Source organism: Hyphomicrobiales bacterium (assembly GCA_030688605.1).
Taxonomy (GTDB): domain Bacteria; phylum Pseudomonadota; class Alphaproteobacteria; order Rhizobiales; family NORP267; genus JAUYJB01.
In genome coordinates, this window is the sequence record JAUYJB010000002.1 from 1 (window position 1) to 13940 (window position 13940).

The window sequence follows — 13940 nt, forward strand, 5'->3', positions numbered from 1 at the left end:
TGGTGGCGGCGCTCCGGTTGCCGGTGTTGGTGGCGGCGCTCAGGTCGCCGGTGTTGGTGGCGGCGCTCTCGTCGCCGGTGTTGCTTTCCGATGCGCCCTTCCAATCCACCTTCGACATGATAAAATCGACGCCGCGCTGAATGAACGCGGGGATGGTCAGTTCGGCCTTGATGGTGATCTCGGCGGCGGCGATCTTGGTATCTTCGGTGTGCGGCTTCGTCTCGCCGGCCAACTCGACTTCCGCAAACTTGCCGTCAAAGCCGTAGTAGGACAGCACGTCGAACGGATCGAGACAGGCATGAAAGCCGGACTCGCACGGCTCGACCGGACCATCGTGCTTGTAGGTTTTCCCGACTTCAAACTTGAAACCGCGACACGTCCAATCCGGGCCGAAGCCCTTGACGGCGATGATCGGCGCAGCCTCTTGCGCCTTCGTCTCGCCAGCCTTCGCCTTCGCCTTCGTCCGCCGCGTCGTTGCCATGTCCCTGATCCCTTCCGTTCGATTAGGGATAGTCTACAAGAACGTTTGTAGATTACAAGGGCTAATTTGTAGCTGGGGACAAATTTTTTTAGCGGGGCCGGAAAAACCCAATGACAAGGCCGACAACCGCGACCTCGGTATCATCCTCGCGGGCACCCATTGCGATAGGCTTCTGGTGGGCAGGGTCGGTGCTCTGGGGCCAAAGCTCGATCCGGCCCCTGGTTGACCGCACCGTCTTGATAGTCCGTTCAGTCTCGCCCGCACGGCGGCGCTCGGCCACCACAACATCGCCCTCGCGCAAGGGCATGGGCGTTTCCGCGTAATCCACACAAATCACGTATTCGCCGTCAGCGACAAGCTTGTTCATTGAGTTGCCGATGACACGAAACGCTACCTGCGGAAGCCGCGCAAACCGTGGGTCCGGCGAGCTTGGCACGGGTGTTTCGTCCCCAACCAGTTGCCCATCTTCCTGCCACAATCCGGCCGCGACAAGCCCTCTGACGGGCACTTGGTTAAGATTAAAACCGCCAATTAGACTCGAATCGGCATCCCCTTGGAGCCATTCGATTTGTCGGTCTAGCGCCTTCGCAAGTTTCCCCAGATATTTCGTGTTCGCAACGTCGCCGCCCTCGATGGCTGAAATTATCTGTGGAGTAGCGCCGATCTTTCTGGCGAGTTCGGACTGATTTAGTCCCTTCGCCAGCCGGGCTTCCTTCACGCGTTTTCCTAGTTCCGACATAGCTTCGCCTATAGCGAAGGCTCTTACAAGCGGCGCGCCAAATTTAGTTGTTGCGCCGTTACAAAGATGATTGTAAAAGAGCCGTATGTCGGACGGCTTGGAACTGGCGATCAAGAGTGCGGGCAGTCAATCGAACCTCGCCCGCGCGATAGGCAAAACCCCGCAGCTGATTTCCTACTGGCACAGGAAAATCGGCCGTGTTCCGGCTGAGTACGTTCCCGACGTTGAGCGCGTGACTGGCATCCCGCGCCACCTTCTCCGGCCTGATCTGTATTCGCAGCCCGGCCCCAATCATCGCATCACGCAAGGAATCGACGCATGACCGCGGCCGATATCGACTTGACGATTCCCGCCAGTCTGGATCGGACGAGGCCGCGCTACCAGTTTCTGCCTGATCTGGCCGGCGACGATTACGACGCGCTCAAGGCCGATATCGCCGAACGCGGCGTCATGGTGCCGATCGAGTACGACGACGACGGCAATGTTCTCGACGGCCATCACCGGATCAAGGCGTGCGCCGAACTCGGCATTTCGGAATGGCCGCGCATCGTGCGCACGTTCGCATCCGAGGCCGACAAGCGCACGCATGCCCGCCAGCTTAATCTTGCCCGCCGCCATCTCAATCAGGAACAGCGGCGCGTTCTGATCGCCGACGACCTGCGCGAGCGACCGGACCGAAGCAACCGGCAGATCGCCGCGGAATTGGGTGTTGACGACAAGACTGTTGGCACGGTGCGCGCCGGCCTCGAAGCAACTGCGGAAATTCCGCAGTTGGAAAAAACCGTCGGCGCCGACGGCAGATCGCGGCGCAAACCCTCGGTTTCCCGCGTTCATCTGCCCGGCGACGACGGCAAGGCGGCCGTCAAGGGCGCGGCCAGAACCATCCGTGACGAAGAGACCGAAGCGAAGCGCGCGGCCAATGACGCCGTGCGGGCCGTCGCCGTGCCGTCGCCGAGCGGCAAATATTCGGTGCTTGTTATCGACCCGCCTTGGCCGATGGACAAGATCGAGCGCGACGTTCGGCCCAATCAGGTGGCCTTCGATTATGCGCACGCGGCTCACGACGACGCCGTGGCATTCAGTCGTTGGTACGTGATCGATCTGGCGGCGTGGCGCGCTCATATGATCCGCCACCGGGACATCGTGAAGCCGAAGAAGCAATCGAACGGTGACGGGACGCATTTCGTCGTTTTCGATTTGCGCACGTTCCCACCGAACCCGCCAATTCTTGTCGGTTCTAGTCACGAACTGCCGACGGGAGCGCGGGCCGCATGACCTCCCGGTCCGTCCCAATCGAATATCTGATTCCAATCGGCGCCCCGGCGGGCGCTGATAGCCGCCGGGGACCACAACAGTCGCCCCCGTGTCTCGAAGGTTCCCGGCGGCGTTCACATCACGACCTTGCGGCGGGAGGCTTCTCGTCCGGGGGGCGCGGCGGCGGAAAGCGGCAAGCTGACACAGCCGCCGCCGTAGCCTTCGGAACAAGCCCTCCCGCCAATCGACTTCCCGCGCCGTTTGCCGTCGATGCGCTCATACATCTTCGGCCTGGCGCGGTGAAGAGGCGGGGGCCGAACGCTGTCCTGATACCCGCAGGACGGCGCTCCGGCTCCCGCTCCGTCCCTTTTGTTGTCGGGGTCTGACATGGCACCGGCATCGTCCACCATCGCGCTCGGGACGGCAACCGACCAACTGGTCGGCGACCGACCGGCTGGGCACACAAGTGGTCGGTCGATTTTTCCATCCATCATGCAGGCAGCGCGCGGCTGGTGGATGAACAAGGCGGCGGCTGAACTCGCAACCATCATCGGCTGCGAGGTACGTTCGGCTGAACGATATCTGGCCGGCGACCGGACTCCGGATGCGGAGGCGGTGCTGGCGATCCTCAGAAGCGAACACGGCGCGAAGCTGGTTGAGGCGGCGGTGGCGGACCTGCCGGCCGATCGGCAACGCGCGTTCTGGAACGAGATGGCAATGGCCGTGGTGCGAGCGACCGCGGCAACCGAAAGGAACGCGCTGCGCGGGTAGGGGCCACACGGCCCGCGTAGCGGATCACTCACACGCCTCCGGGACGAGGCTCGTTGTACGAGGACGGGACGATGCAAAAATTCGCCATGCGGCGGATGATGCGCTTCACCGGCATGGCCGCGGCGACATCCGATCCTGCGCTCCGGGCTGAGCGCATCTTCCGCGCCGACCTGTGGGCGCTGAGAGAGAATTTCCTTTCCGGTCACCTGACGTGGCCCGACTATCGCAAGGCCGTCAGCGCCCTCCGCAAGCGCCGTGCGCGCGCCGTCGAGCCGCGCAGGTTCAGCATCGCAACAATTCCTCGCCCAGTCGTCCGCCGCATCTCGACTGGCGAGGATAGCCGGTCGACGGCCGCCCCGCCGTGGCCTCGCGGCATGGGCTGTCGGCCGGCGTCTATTTCCGGGGAGCCATCCCCATGACCTCCGCGCTTCCTCCCAAGCGCGTTGACGCCCGGCCGGGGCAGTCGTCGTCCCGCGTAGTCCCGGCCGGGCGATCATTCCTGATCCACTACGGAGCGCGCGCATGACCGCCCGAGATCGATCAATCATCGCAATGGCCGCTCTCTGGAGCATCGCTGGGGCGGTGATCTTGGCGTTCGGTGTGTGGGGCTGATCCCTCAAACCTGAAGGAAAAAAGTTACATGGCACGCAAGACGAGAGTTTCGAAGCAGACCAACGGCATCGACGCCGACATGGCGAAAGCCTTCATCGAGCGCATCGAGAACCTGGAAGGGCAGATCGACAGCGAGCGCGGCTCGTACATGCAGAAGGCGAAGACGATCCGTGAGGACATCAAGGAAGTCATCATCGAGGCGAAGGACGAGGGCATCCCCTCCAAGGCGCTGAAGGCGATGGTGAAGGATCGCCGCTACGACCGCAAGAAGGCGGAACTCGCCGCCGGCCTCGACATCGACGAGGGCGCCGCTTTCGAGCAGATGAAGGAAGCGCTCGGGCCGCTCGCCGACACGCCGCTCGGTGAAGCCGCGCTTGGCGCCGATCCGAAGCCGCTGGGCGAGGCCGAGGCGGTTCACTGATCCATGGAGAGCGGCGCGATCATCGGGTTTGACGTTGGACGGCTTCTCGGCTTCGCGGCCGGGATGCCCGGCACCATGCCGGAGTCGTCCACTGTCGCTTTGTCGAAGCCCGGTGGCGCGCTTTCGCTTCAGGCCGCGAACCTGATCGCATTCCTCGACAAGACGTTCCGCGAGTATCGCCCGGCGCTGGTCGCGAAGGAAGCGCCATTCTCGCTTGCTGCCTTTTCCGATCATCACGTCAACGAGGCGGCGGTCCGATCGGCGTTCGGTTTGCATTGCATCATCGACGGCATGTGCCAGCGCTTCGGCATCCCCTGTCACGAATCTGCGGTGGCGACGGTGACGAAACATTTCACTGGCAAGGCTCGCCACGGCGGGCGGACGCCGCGCAAGCGGGCGATCATGCAGCGCTGCCGGGTTCTCGGATACGTGCCTGCGGATTGCCGGGACGAAGATCGCTGCGATGCGCTTTGCGTTTGGGATTGGGCAGCGGCGACGCTCGCCCGCGTTCCTCCGAAAGAACTGGTGCTGTTCAACGAAGGGGCGGCGGCATGAGCGCATCCTACGTGGTCCTCACCGAGTCCGAGACCGTGCATCTGGTCTGCATCCGCTACGGCGACGGCAAGCCTTGGCTGCGGGTGGTGGCGGTGTTCCCGAACAAGGACCGGGCGGAGAGCTACGCCGATATCGAAAACTCGATGCTTGGCGATGAGGACGATGATCTCGGACCTGCGTGGGCCGACGAACTCCGCTACGAGCATCCCGATCAACCGGAGCCGGCAGACGGCCTCGCGCGCCTTCTCAGGCGGCCGGAGACGCCCGCGCCGGTGATCGAGGCTCCACAGGAGCCGGAAGCGGAAACGCCCGTCACGGACGAAGACAGGGCCGACGTCGAATTGGCCACTGAACGGCTCGCCGAAGTCGAGGAACACCCGGAAACTCTGGTCCCGCTGGCCGACGTCATGTCGGAGATTGCCGACGAGGCCGAAGACTTGGAGGAAGCCGAACCTGCACCGCCCCCACGCGGCAACACCAAGGAGCGTGTTGCGCAGCTCTGGGGGCAGGGGAAATCGGCCAGCGCCATCGCCAAGATTGTCGGCGTCAACGAGAGCCGCGTCTACCAGATCAAGAAGGACTTGAACCTTCCGTCGCGCGATCCGGTGAAGAGCGCCCGACCGGGACCGGTGGCAAAGCCGAAAGCGCCGGTAGAGGTTATGCCTGCGCCGCAGCCACCAGCCACCAACGGCGCATCGCACCCCGAATATTCCCGAGCCGGCGTCACCGTCACCCTCGCCGAGGGCAATGAGAAGATCGCCTTCAAGGGCGCATCGGTTCCGCTGACCGTAAGGCAGGCGAAGCTCTGCGCGATCCTCTTGCGCGGTGCGCCGTCGCCGATCGGGCTGAAGTACATCGCCTCGAACCTCTACGGCCCCATCGGCGGGGACGACGCGGAGATGCGCCTGAAGCACACCGTCGGCGCGCTGAACGGCGGCATCCTGGCGGAAGTTGAACTGGAAGTGACGGAAGTCAAAGGCATCGGCTACGCACTGGCGGGAGCGGAAGCATGAGCCTCCTCACCGAAGACCTGTCCGACATCGTGCGCGGCATCCATGACACCGGCGGCAAGTCCGAAGCCGAGCGCCTAGCGGCCGACATGGTGACCGCCGGGCTGGCGTGGCTGTCGATCATCAACGGCCCGCGCCATTGCGCCGGCATGTGCGATCAGCTCGCGCAGGATTTTACCGCCGAGGTATTGGGACACAAGAGGAGGGCGCAACCATGACCGCCGTCTGTCCGTGCTGCGGCCAGCCGGTCGATCCGTCTCGCCTCATCGTCGACCTCAACACCCATCAGGCAACGCGGAACGGCGTCACGGCCCGCCTGTCGCCACGCATGAGCGAAATTCTCATCGTCCTGAACGCAACGTGGCCGGGGACCGTTCGGCATGACCGATTGCTCCAGCGCATCTACGGCGCCGACTGTGGACCGGAGGACACGATCACGATCCGCGTTCACATGAGCAAGATTCGTCAGTTGGTCCGCCCGCTTGGTGTCGGGATCGAGGCGCGGTGGGGAACCGGATACCGGCTGGTGTTCGACGTGAAAGCAGACCCATCGCGCAAGCGCGGCGACAATCGCCACTGGGCGCCGGACGAGATCAAGAAACTTGAACACCTCGTTTATGTCTCTGGCCTATCGGTCGTCGATGCATCGCGGCAACTCGGGCGCTCGCCCGGAGCCACGACGCACAAGGTTCGCCAGATAGGACGGACGCGGGAGACCGGCCTTGCTGTTGCCTGACCAGTCCTTCGACGAGATCGCTGTCGAGCTTCTTGGCGCTGCCGGAGGTGCGGCCGAGGCTGTCAACGCCGCCGAGATTCTGGAAGCGCGCGGGCTCGCCGGTGGTGGGTTGCGCCACACGATGGAGGAACTCCGGAAGCGCGCCGAAACGCTCGGCGGTCTCTACCGATTTTTCCGCGAAGCCGCACCGTTCGAGGAACAAATCCGCGATCTGCTGGCGGCCCTGAATGCGGTGACCGAAGCGGACAACGAGCGGGAGCGCAAGTCGGCATGAACCGCTCCCACGGCGTGACCCTCCGCTCTCCCGAGACCCAGCCCTCAGCCCGGCTCAGAGACCTGTCCCCGACGTACAGGGTGGCGACTGAGGCGCTGGTGATCGCAGCCGACCTCGGATGCTCGGGCGACCTCTACGACGCCCTCTGGGCACTATGCCAGCGCGAGGCGGACGCCTATCTCGCAGCGCAGGGGGAGGCGGCGTGATGAACGCGTACACCGCCTTTCTCGAAAGCAAGGCCATCCGGGCGCGTGAGCGTGGCATGGTGCATGTGCCGGAACTCGTTTCTCATCTATTCCCGTTCCAGCATCTTTGCGTCGAGTTTGCGCTTCGCGCCGGATGCACTGGCCTGTTTCTCGATACCGGCCTCGGCAAGACCGAATGCCAGTTGGAATTCTGCCAGAAGGCGATAGAGGAAACAAACGGCAAGGCGCTGATTCTGACGCCTCTCGCGGTCGCCGGTCAGACGAAACGCAGGGCAGATCGTTGGGGCTACGAGGCCCGCGTGATCCGCGAACAGTCGGATGCCGGCCCCGGTATCAACATCTGCAATTATGATCGGCTCGACAGGATCGACCCGGCCGCCTTCGGCATCGTGTCGCTGGATGAAGCGTCGATCCTCAAGAGCTTTACCGGAAAGACGACACGCCGATTGATTGACGCCTTCAAGGGGTGTCGCTTCAAGATGGCGGCAACGGCGACGCCGGCACCGAACGATCACATGGAACTCGGCAACTACTCCGAATTCATGGAGGTGATGGCCGCGAACGAAATGCTGTCGCGGTTCTTCATCAACGACGCATCGACGGCCTCGCAGCAATGGCGCCTCAAGGGTCATGCCGTGAATTCGTTCTGGGACTGGATGGCTTCATGGGCGCGGATGGCATCAACGCCGAGTGATCTTGGCGACAGTGACGATGGGTTCATTCTTCCACCGTTCACCGTGCGGCGGCACAGGGCAGCGGATAGTCGCATCGACAACGAACTGGCCGACCTGTTCGGTGCGCCGGTCCTGTCCGCGACAACGCTGCACGATGTGAAGCGGCAAACAATCAATGCCCGCGCCGATGCCGTTGCCGCGATTGTCGCATCCGAGACGGACGAAAGCCGATTGATCTGGTGCGACTCAAACTATGAGGCCGACGCTCTCAAGAAGGCTCTGCCTGGGGCGACGGAAGTCCGCGGATCAATGTCGATCGATGAGAAGGAAGATCGACTGGCGGCTTTCGAATCCGGCGAAGCACGACACTTGATCGCCAAGCCTTCGATGTGCGGGTTCGGCCTCGACTGGTCTCACTGCGCCCGCATGGTGTTTGTCGGGCGATCGTACTCCTACGAAACGTATTATCAGGCGGTTCGCCGGTGCTGGCGCTTCGGACAAAAGCGGCAAGTTATAGTCGATCTTGTCGTGGCCGAAGGTGAAAACGAAATTGGCCGGGTGATCGACCGGAAGGCCGACGACCACTCATCCATGAAGATCGCCATGCGAGCCGCCATGCGCCGGGCCACCGGCCGTTCGGCAATCGTCAAGGCCGCATATCAACCAACTCACAACACAAGGCTGGCGTCGTGGATATCCGCTGCTTGAATTCGCATCAGGGCGAACGCTTCCAGATGATCAACGGCGATTGCGTCGACGTGTGTGCGCAGATGCCAGCGGACAGCGTCGACTTCTCGGTCTACTCGCCGCCGTTCGGCTCGCTTTTTGTCTACTCGGACAGCGTTGCCGACATGGGCAACTCGACAGACGAGGAATTCGCAGAGCACTACCGTTTTCTTGTCCGCGACAAATTCCGCATCACCAAGCCCGGTCGACTGACGGCGGTTCATTGTTCCGATCTTCCGATGACAAAATGGAAGGACGGCGCAATTGGCATCAAGGATTTCTCCGGCGACATTATCCGGGCGCACGCCGACGCCGGCTGGATCATGCACTCACGGCGCACGATCTGGAAAAGCCCAGTCACGGAGATGACGCGCACGAAACACGTAGGGCTTCTCTACAAGCAGCTTCGCAAGGACTCGTCCAAGTCTCGCGGCGGAATGCCCGACTACCTGATGACGTTCATCAAGCCGGGCGAGAATGCGGACCCAATCGAACATACGCCGGAGGAATTTCCATTAGATCAATGGCAGGAATGGGCATCGCCTGTTTGGATGACGATCGATCAATCCAACGTCCTGAACGTACAGGCGGCGCGCGAGGCTTCTGACGAGCGGCACCTGTGCCCGCTGCAACTCGACGTGATCGAACGCGCCGTCACGATGTGGAGCAATCCGGGCGATGTGGTTCTGTCGCCGTTCGCCGGCATCGGATCAGAAGGCGTCACGGCGTTGAGGCTCAAGCGGCGGTTTCTAGGCGTCGAATTGAAGGAGGCATATTGGCGGCAAGCGTGCCGATTTCTGGATGCCGAAGACCGGCAAGGTGACCTGTTCGCAGCCAGCGAGGCGGCAGAATGACCGACCTCACCACGCTCTTCGCCGAATCCACCCCCGAGCAGAAAGCCGCCATCGCCAGGCGAACCCTCTGCATGGCCACCAAGATCCTCATCCTCACCGCCAAGGGCAACGGCGTCACCGACGATCGACTAAAGCAAACCATCCTGGCGCTCCGATCCCCGGAACTCGACGTGCTCCGGAACGAGGAAGCCGCGGAGCTCATTCGCTATCTCGAACTGGCGGAGGCGTGAACCCGTGCGCATGTTCAGCGTCAAAAACTTCGAGCGCTTCCAGCACTACAAGGACCGCGCGCCGCCGTGGATCAAACTCTACAACGAACTCCTCGACGACTACGAATTCAGCCGCTTGCCGGATGCTAGCAAGTGGCACCTCATTGCTATCTGGCTGCTAGCAAGTCGCTCCGACAACAAAATACCGTTCGATCCGACATGGGTTGCGAGGCGCATCAACGCCGACTCCGAGGTGAATTTGGATGCACTGCGGGAGGCCGGATTTATCGTTGTAGATCAAACGCTACAGAGTATGGAGCAAGACGCTAGCGACGTGCAAGCAAAGCGCTTGTCTAGAGAGAGAGGAGAGGGAGAGGGAGAGGGAGAAAGAAAGAATGCCGAACCCAACGGTTCGGGCGCGGTAAGCGCGCCACTCGATCCTGAAAAAGACCTGTTCGACCGCGGCAAGGCAGTGCTCGGCAAGTCCGCCGGAGGGCAGATCGTCAAGCTTTTGAAGGCGAAGGGCGGATCAATTCCGCTGGCACGAGCGGCGATCGAGATGGCGGCAACCAAGCAAAACGCTGGCGAATATATCGGCGCGATTATTCGAGGCGCGCTTCCCGACGATCCTGCGGAAGCGAGGATGAAGGTGGGGCTATGAGATGCACGACGATCTCCTCCGCGAAGCCGGCATCGATCTTCGCAACACGTCACCGGGCAACCGGAAAACGCGGTGCCCCCAGTGCTGGCACAAGCGCGTCAAACACAAGCACGACCGCTCGCTTTCTGTCCGCATCGACGGCGAAGGAATTATTTTCAACTGTCATCATTGCGGCTGGTCGGGAAGGTTGAAAAATGGGCATGAGCGAGAGCGCAGTCGCGTGGATCGACAGCCGCGGCATCGACCCGGAACTGGCGTCAAAGTTTGGTCTCGAAAGCTACAGGAACGACGATGGTGGTGAGGTTCTCGTCTTCCCGTATTTCGTCGGCGGCGAGCAGGTCAACCGGAAGCATCGCAAGCTGCCAAAGGAGAGATTCTGGCAGGACACGGACGCGACGAAATGCTTCTGGAACTACAACGTTCTGGTCGATCCGACGCTGGCCGATGCGCCGCTGATCATCACCGAGGGCGAGCCGGACGCGCTGGTGGCGATCCAGTGCGGGTTTGTCCGCACGATGTCGGTGCCGGACGGTGCCCCGGCCCGGCGCGTCGAGGATGCGGAAGCGACGCGAAAGTACACCTACCTAGATCACGGCAGGGGCGGTTTGCGGGACTGCCGCGAGATCATCTTGGCGGTCGACGGCGATGAGCCCGGCATGTCCTTGATGAACGATCTGGCGCTCAGGATCGGCAAGGCGAAGTGCAAGTGGGTGCGATACCCGAAGGGCTGCAAAGACCTGAACGATACGCTGCTGAAGTACGGCGAGCGCGGCGTCCACGAGGTGTTCAAGCGGGCGCAATGGTGCAAGGTCGACGGCATCTACCGGATGTCGGAGTTGCCGCCGTACCCAGATCGCCAGCAATACGAGACCGGCTTCGACTGGCTCAGGCCGCACTACCGCATCCGCATGGGCGATTTCTGCGTAGTCACCGGCCGCCCCGGCGACGGTAAGACGACGTGGGTGAACGATCTTCTCTGCCGCGTGGTCGAGACGCACGGATGGACGGTGGCGATCGCCAGCTTCGAGCAGCATCCACAATCGGACTATCGCCGCGCGCTCCGGGAATGGTTCTGCAAGCGGCCGCTGACCGATGGCGCCGGCCGCGAACTGGTGAGCCCGGAGGAAGTCGCCCAAGCCGACAAGTGGATCGACAAGCATTTCATTTTCATCGTGCCCGACGACGACGATCTGGCGAATCTCGAATGGGTGCTGGACAAGTGCGCCGCGGCCGTCATCCGCCACGGCTGTCGCGTGATCAGCATCGATCCGTGGAACGAACTCGATCACGACCGGCCGCACGATGTGAGCCTCACCGAATACACCGGCCGGGCGATCAAGGAATTCAAGCGCCTGGCGCGGCACCTCGACGTGCATGTGATCGTGGTGGCGCATCCGACCAAGCTTGGAGCAGGCGAGAAGCCCGGCCTCTACTCGATCTCGGATTCAGCTCACTGGGCAAATAAACCAGACGTTGGCATCGTGATCTGGAAGCCGACCGCGGAGAGCGATCGTGCCGAACTCCGCGTCGCCAAGAGCCGGTATCATACGCAAATCGGGAAGCCGGGGTCGGTGTGGATGCGCTACGCGGCGCTGACACGCAGGTTCGATGTTTCCGAAGAACCGAAGCCAGATGGAGACGGAAAATGACACGCGAAGAGATCATCGCAGAGTACGGCGCGCTCCTATCCGAGCACGGCCAGTGGTGGGTGATGGAATCTGGCCTCGTCGCTCCCGGCGAGAGCAACTACTACATCCCCCGTGAGGACGTGGCGAGGACGCGCGGTGCGGAACGGGCGTCCGAGTGGGTCGCGCACGTCAGCGAGAAAACTTGGTGCCGGCCGAAAGACCTCATCGAGGCGATACGGGCGGCGATCAGTGCCTACGACCTCGCCAGCAAAATCGACTGGGCTGAAACGCGGCGCCAGCTTCTCTGGGATGCCTACGTCGCGTGCTGTGCGGAAGAGGCAGAGCGTCAAATCGGCCGCCTCGGCGCTGGCGTGCATTCGATGTCGGACTTGTCGAAGGCGTGGGACTTGGGAGAGCGACTTGCTGGCGAATACTGGTCGCCGTCGCGTGAGTGGAAGGCTGAGCCGTTCGCATGACGTGGACGCGCGACTACCTGCTCAGAGGGCGCGAAGCCGCATGATGTCCGGTCATCGCGTTGTCGGCTTTCGGGAAGGCTGGGCGCTCCCGATCGGCAGCTGCACCAAGGCGCACTACTTCCGACGCAAAGGCGCAGCCGAGGTCGTCTCGCTTTGCAAACGCCAGACCGGATTTGCCGGGCGGCTTTTCGAGCAGGGCAGTTTTCCGAAGTGCCGGCTTTGCCTTCGCTCCATCCAGTTTCATGGGACGCCGGCAGAATGAACCGACGCTCGTTTCTGAAATTCGTGCCAGCCGGAATCGTCGGCGGGCGCGCGGCTGTGAAGGAGGCCGCCGCCAAGACAGCGCAAGACATGGCGCTTGCCACGCCTGTTCCGTCCAATGGGGCCGGGTGGCCCGAATGATCGGTCATGGGCGGCGCAATCTCTGAAGCGGCTTTTCAATCCGGCGCTGTTGGAGCAACGCAAACAGAACATGGTTGTTACTCGGTTCGATCCCGACCTCGCCGCAAACCGCTCAATGAGCCTTTCGGTCAAGATGTTGATTCAACGCGAGCGAAACTTCAAGCGAGAGACCGAAAGCGAGCGAACCTATCTACAGCAAGTTCTTGACGGCACTTGGGACTGACTAGCCGCATGAAGCGCCCGATCGAAATATCCAAGCTGATCCGCTGGTCCTGGCGGGAAGAGCTGCCCAAGGCGCAGGCTCTCGGCGGGTTCACCACTCGCCCGACATGGTCACAGCCCGGATGGGCGGCAATCTCCAAGGCCGGCGTCTACGGTGTTCCCATCCAGGAGACCGACATCAGAAATCGCTACGGGGTAGTTCCGGACTTCACCGCCGATCGTAACCCGCACCCGGACGCAACGACGGTCTGGTGGCAGGTGCAGGATCTCGCCCACCTCACGCTCACCATCTGGGAGGACTGGAATCCGATCGACGAACTTGGATTGCCCGAGGCCAGGGCCGAAGCCGCGGTGGCCAAGGCAGTCGATCGCCTGTGCTTCCGGCAGGGTCCGGTCTCCCAGGCCGAGCCGGTCAACTACAGCCTCCGCAACTGGCGCGTCGCCAACAGGGAGCAGGGCTTCGCGCTCCGCAAGTCGGCGACGGAGGTGGTGCTGCACTACGCCACGATGGGCAACGCTCCCGAGTGGAAGACCGAGCAGCCGCAACTGAAAACCGTGAGCGAGCGCGGCAAGCCCAAGTGGTTCCGCCGCGAGACGATCATCCAAGAGGACACCGGCGCCTACGAGATCGAGATCGACGGGTACAACAAAAAGGCGCAACGGCCTTACGACGATGCTTACCTGAAACACTACTACGATCCGGACCTGACCGACATCATCGAGATGCGCGCCGAGTATGAAATCTGGCACGCCGCCATCGGCCACCTCGTCGACCAGCTTGGAACCTCGCTGGAGGAGTGGGAGCCGCTTCCGCCCGAACTCCCGGCGAGACCATGGGAAGCCGGCGCACCGCCGCCCAGGCGCATCCTTGTGGACCAGAGACCCCGCCAGCCGCTCTACCGGGAGCCTCGGCCATCCGCCGGGCCGCCGCCGTTCCGGGGGATCAAGCGGGCGAAGGAGCGGATCGCGACAGGCTGAAAAAACCGAACGCAAGCAAACCCCTTGCGTGCGGCAGTCGCTTGACATACC

The 13940-nt window shown here is 62.6% G+C and carries 21 protein-coding genes; 19 read left to right on the top strand and 2 right to left on the bottom strand.

Annotation, left to right across the window (positions count from 1 at the left end; all coding sequences use genetic code 11):
* Together Q8P46_00170 and Q8P46_00175 are read right to left on the bottom strand one after the other, a co-directional pair.
* Positions 1-481, bottom strand: a 481-nt coding sequence (locus tag Q8P46_00170; protein MDP2618585.1) for a hypothetical protein, incomplete at its 3' end; no start/stop codon positions are given.
* 88 nt (positions 482-569) lie between these two features.
* Positions 570-1199 carry a helix-turn-helix domain-containing protein gene (locus Q8P46_00175; protein ID MDP2618586.1) on the bottom strand — a complete coding sequence of 210 codons (630 nt, stop codon included), beginning with the start codon at positions 1197-1199 and terminating at the stop codon, positions 570-572.
* 106 nt (positions 1200-1305) lie between these two features.
* On the opposite strand from Q8P46_00175, the gene Q8P46_00180 reads away from it, so the two are divergent.
* From Q8P46_00180 to Q8P46_00270, 19 genes are all read left to right on the top strand, one after another.
* Positions 1306-1542, top strand: coding sequence for a YdaS family helix-turn-helix protein (locus Q8P46_00180; protein MDP2618587.1), 237 nt, complete (start codon positions 1306-1308; stop codon positions 1540-1542).
* Positions 1539-2495, top strand: coding sequence for a ParB N-terminal domain-containing protein (locus Q8P46_00185; GenBank protein ID MDP2618588.1), 957 nt, complete (start codon positions 1539-1541; stop codon positions 2493-2495). The genes Q8P46_00180 and Q8P46_00185 overlap by 4 nt, the downstream gene beginning before the upstream one ends.
* A 366-nt stretch (positions 2496-2861) precedes the next feature.
* Complete coding sequence (locus tag Q8P46_00190; GenBank protein ID MDP2618589.1) at positions 2862-3245, top strand: hypothetical protein; 384 nt, start codon at positions 2862-2864, stop codon at positions 3243-3245.
* Between the two features lie 71 nt (positions 3246-3316).
* A complete protein-coding gene (locus Q8P46_00195; protein MDP2618590.1) occupies positions 3317-3664 on the top strand; it encodes a hypothetical protein in 348 nt (115 codons plus the stop codon).
* 221 nt (positions 3665-3885) lie between these two features.
* The gene (locus tag Q8P46_00200; GenBank protein ID MDP2618591.1) at positions 3886-4278 is read left to right on the top strand and encodes a DUF2312 domain-containing protein; all 393 of its coding nucleotides are present in this window, start codon (positions 3886-3888) and stop codon (positions 4276-4278) included.
* Between the two features lie 3 nt (positions 4279-4281).
* Entirely contained in the window at positions 4282-4833 is a 552-nt protein-coding gene (locus Q8P46_00205; protein ID MDP2618592.1) for a hypothetical protein, read from the top strand.
* Positions 4830-5846: a hypothetical protein gene (locus Q8P46_00210; GenBank protein ID MDP2618593.1), complete on the top strand. Its 1017-nt coding sequence runs from the start codon at positions 4830-4832 to the stop codon at positions 5844-5846. The genes Q8P46_00205 and Q8P46_00210 overlap by 4 nt, the downstream gene beginning before the upstream one ends.
* Positions 5843-6061 (top strand): hypothetical protein, encoded by a 219-nt coding sequence (locus tag Q8P46_00215; GenBank protein MDP2618594.1) that lies wholly within the window; start codon positions 5843-5845, stop codon positions 6059-6061. The genes Q8P46_00210 and Q8P46_00215 overlap by 4 nt, the downstream gene beginning before the upstream one ends.
* Positions 6058-6579, top strand: coding sequence for a winged helix-turn-helix domain-containing protein (locus Q8P46_00220; protein ID MDP2618595.1), 522 nt, complete (start codon positions 6058-6060; stop codon positions 6577-6579). The genes Q8P46_00215 and Q8P46_00220 overlap by 4 nt, the downstream gene beginning before the upstream one ends.
* Positions 6566-6853: a hypothetical protein gene (locus tag Q8P46_00225; GenBank protein ID MDP2618596.1), complete on the top strand. Its 288-nt coding sequence runs from the start codon at positions 6566-6568 to the stop codon at positions 6851-6853. Before Q8P46_00220 ends, Q8P46_00225 begins: the two co-directional genes overlap by 14 nt.
* A gap of 14 nt (positions 6854-6867) precedes the next feature.
* Positions 6868-7059, top strand: a complete 192-nt coding sequence (locus tag Q8P46_00230) for a hypothetical protein (protein MDP2618597.1) — start codon at positions 6868-6870, stop codon at positions 7057-7059.
* The gene (locus Q8P46_00235) at positions 7059-8441 is read left to right on the top strand and encodes a DEAD/DEAH box helicase (GenBank protein MDP2618598.1); all 1383 of its coding nucleotides are present in this window, start codon (positions 7059-7061) and stop codon (positions 8439-8441) included. The genes Q8P46_00230 and Q8P46_00235 overlap by 1 nt, the downstream gene beginning before the upstream one ends.
* Positions 8423-9313, top strand: coding sequence for a site-specific DNA-methyltransferase (locus tag Q8P46_00240; protein ID MDP2618599.1), 891 nt, complete (start codon positions 8423-8425; stop codon positions 9311-9313). Before Q8P46_00235 ends, Q8P46_00240 begins: the two co-directional genes overlap by 19 nt.
* Complete coding sequence (locus tag Q8P46_00245) at positions 9310-9543, top strand: hypothetical protein (protein MDP2618600.1); 234 nt, start codon at positions 9310-9312, stop codon at positions 9541-9543. Before Q8P46_00240 ends, Q8P46_00245 begins: the two co-directional genes overlap by 4 nt.
* 10 nt (positions 9544-9553) lie before the next feature.
* Positions 9554-10183, top strand: coding sequence for a hypothetical protein (locus Q8P46_00250; GenBank protein ID MDP2618601.1), 630 nt, complete (start codon positions 9554-9556; stop codon positions 10181-10183).
* 200 nt (positions 10184-10383) lie between these two features.
* Positions 10384-11832, top strand: coding sequence for a bifunctional DNA primase/helicase (locus tag Q8P46_00255; protein MDP2618602.1), 1449 nt, complete (start codon positions 10384-10386; stop codon positions 11830-11832).
* Positions 11829-12287, top strand: coding sequence for a hypothetical protein (locus tag Q8P46_00260; protein ID MDP2618603.1), 459 nt, complete (start codon positions 11829-11831; stop codon positions 12285-12287). The genes Q8P46_00255 and Q8P46_00260 overlap by 4 nt, the downstream gene beginning before the upstream one ends.
* A gap of 358 nt (positions 12288-12645) precedes the next feature.
* A complete protein-coding gene (locus Q8P46_00265; GenBank protein MDP2618604.1) occupies positions 12646-12912 on the top strand; it encodes a hypothetical protein in 267 nt (88 codons plus the stop codon).
* An 8-nt stretch (positions 12913-12920) separates the two neighbouring features.
* On the top strand, positions 12921-13889 hold the full coding sequence (locus tag Q8P46_00270; GenBank protein MDP2618605.1) for a hypothetical protein: 969 nt from the start codon (positions 12921-12923) through the stop codon (positions 13887-13889).
* Positions 13890-13940: the final 51 nt, after the last annotated feature.

Coding starts and splice junctions, on each gene's coding strand:
- Q8P46_00205 (MDP2618592.1), top strand. CDS start 4,282: ATGGAGAGCGGCGCGATCATCGGGTTTGACGTTGGACGGCTTCTCGGC.
- Q8P46_00180 (MDP2618587.1), top strand. CDS start 1,306: ATGTCGGACGGCTTGGAACTGGCGATCAAGAGTGCGGGCAGTCAATCG.
- Q8P46_00215 (MDP2618594.1), top strand. CDS start 5,843: ATGAGCCTCCTCACCGAAGACCTGTCCGACATCGTGCGCGGCATCCAT.
- Q8P46_00245 (MDP2618600.1), top strand. CDS start 9,310: ATGACCGACCTCACCACGCTCTTCGCCGAATCCACCCCCGAGCAGAAA.
- Q8P46_00250 (MDP2618601.1), top strand. CDS start 9,554: ATGTTCAGCGTCAAAAACTTCGAGCGCTTCCAGCACTACAAGGACCGC.
- Q8P46_00255 (MDP2618602.1), top strand. CDS start 10,384: ATGAGCGAGAGCGCAGTCGCGTGGATCGACAGCCGCGGCATCGACCCG.
- Q8P46_00220 (MDP2618595.1), top strand. CDS start 6,058: ATGACCGCCGTCTGTCCGTGCTGCGGCCAGCCGGTCGATCCGTCTCGC.
- Q8P46_00270 (MDP2618605.1), top strand. CDS start 12,921: ATGAAGCGCCCGATCGAAATATCCAAGCTGATCCGCTGGTCCTGGCGG.
- Q8P46_00200 (MDP2618591.1), top strand. CDS start 3,886: ATGGCACGCAAGACGAGAGTTTCGAAGCAGACCAACGGCATCGACGCC.
- Q8P46_00195 (MDP2618590.1), top strand. CDS start 3,317: ATGCAAAAATTCGCCATGCGGCGGATGATGCGCTTCACCGGCATGGCC.
- Q8P46_00260 (MDP2618603.1), top strand. CDS start 11,829: ATGACACGCGAAGAGATCATCGCAGAGTACGGCGCGCTCCTATCCGAG.
- Q8P46_00210 (MDP2618593.1), top strand. CDS start 4,830: ATGAGCGCATCCTACGTGGTCCTCACCGAGTCCGAGACCGTGCATCTG.
- Q8P46_00190 (MDP2618589.1), top strand. CDS start 2,862: ATGGCACCGGCATCGTCCACCATCGCGCTCGGGACGGCAACCGACCAA.
- Q8P46_00235 (MDP2618598.1), top strand. CDS start 7,059: ATGAACGCGTACACCGCCTTTCTCGAAAGCAAGGCCATCCGGGCGCGT.
- Q8P46_00185 (MDP2618588.1), top strand. CDS start 1,539: ATGACCGCGGCCGATATCGACTTGACGATTCCCGCCAGTCTGGATCGG.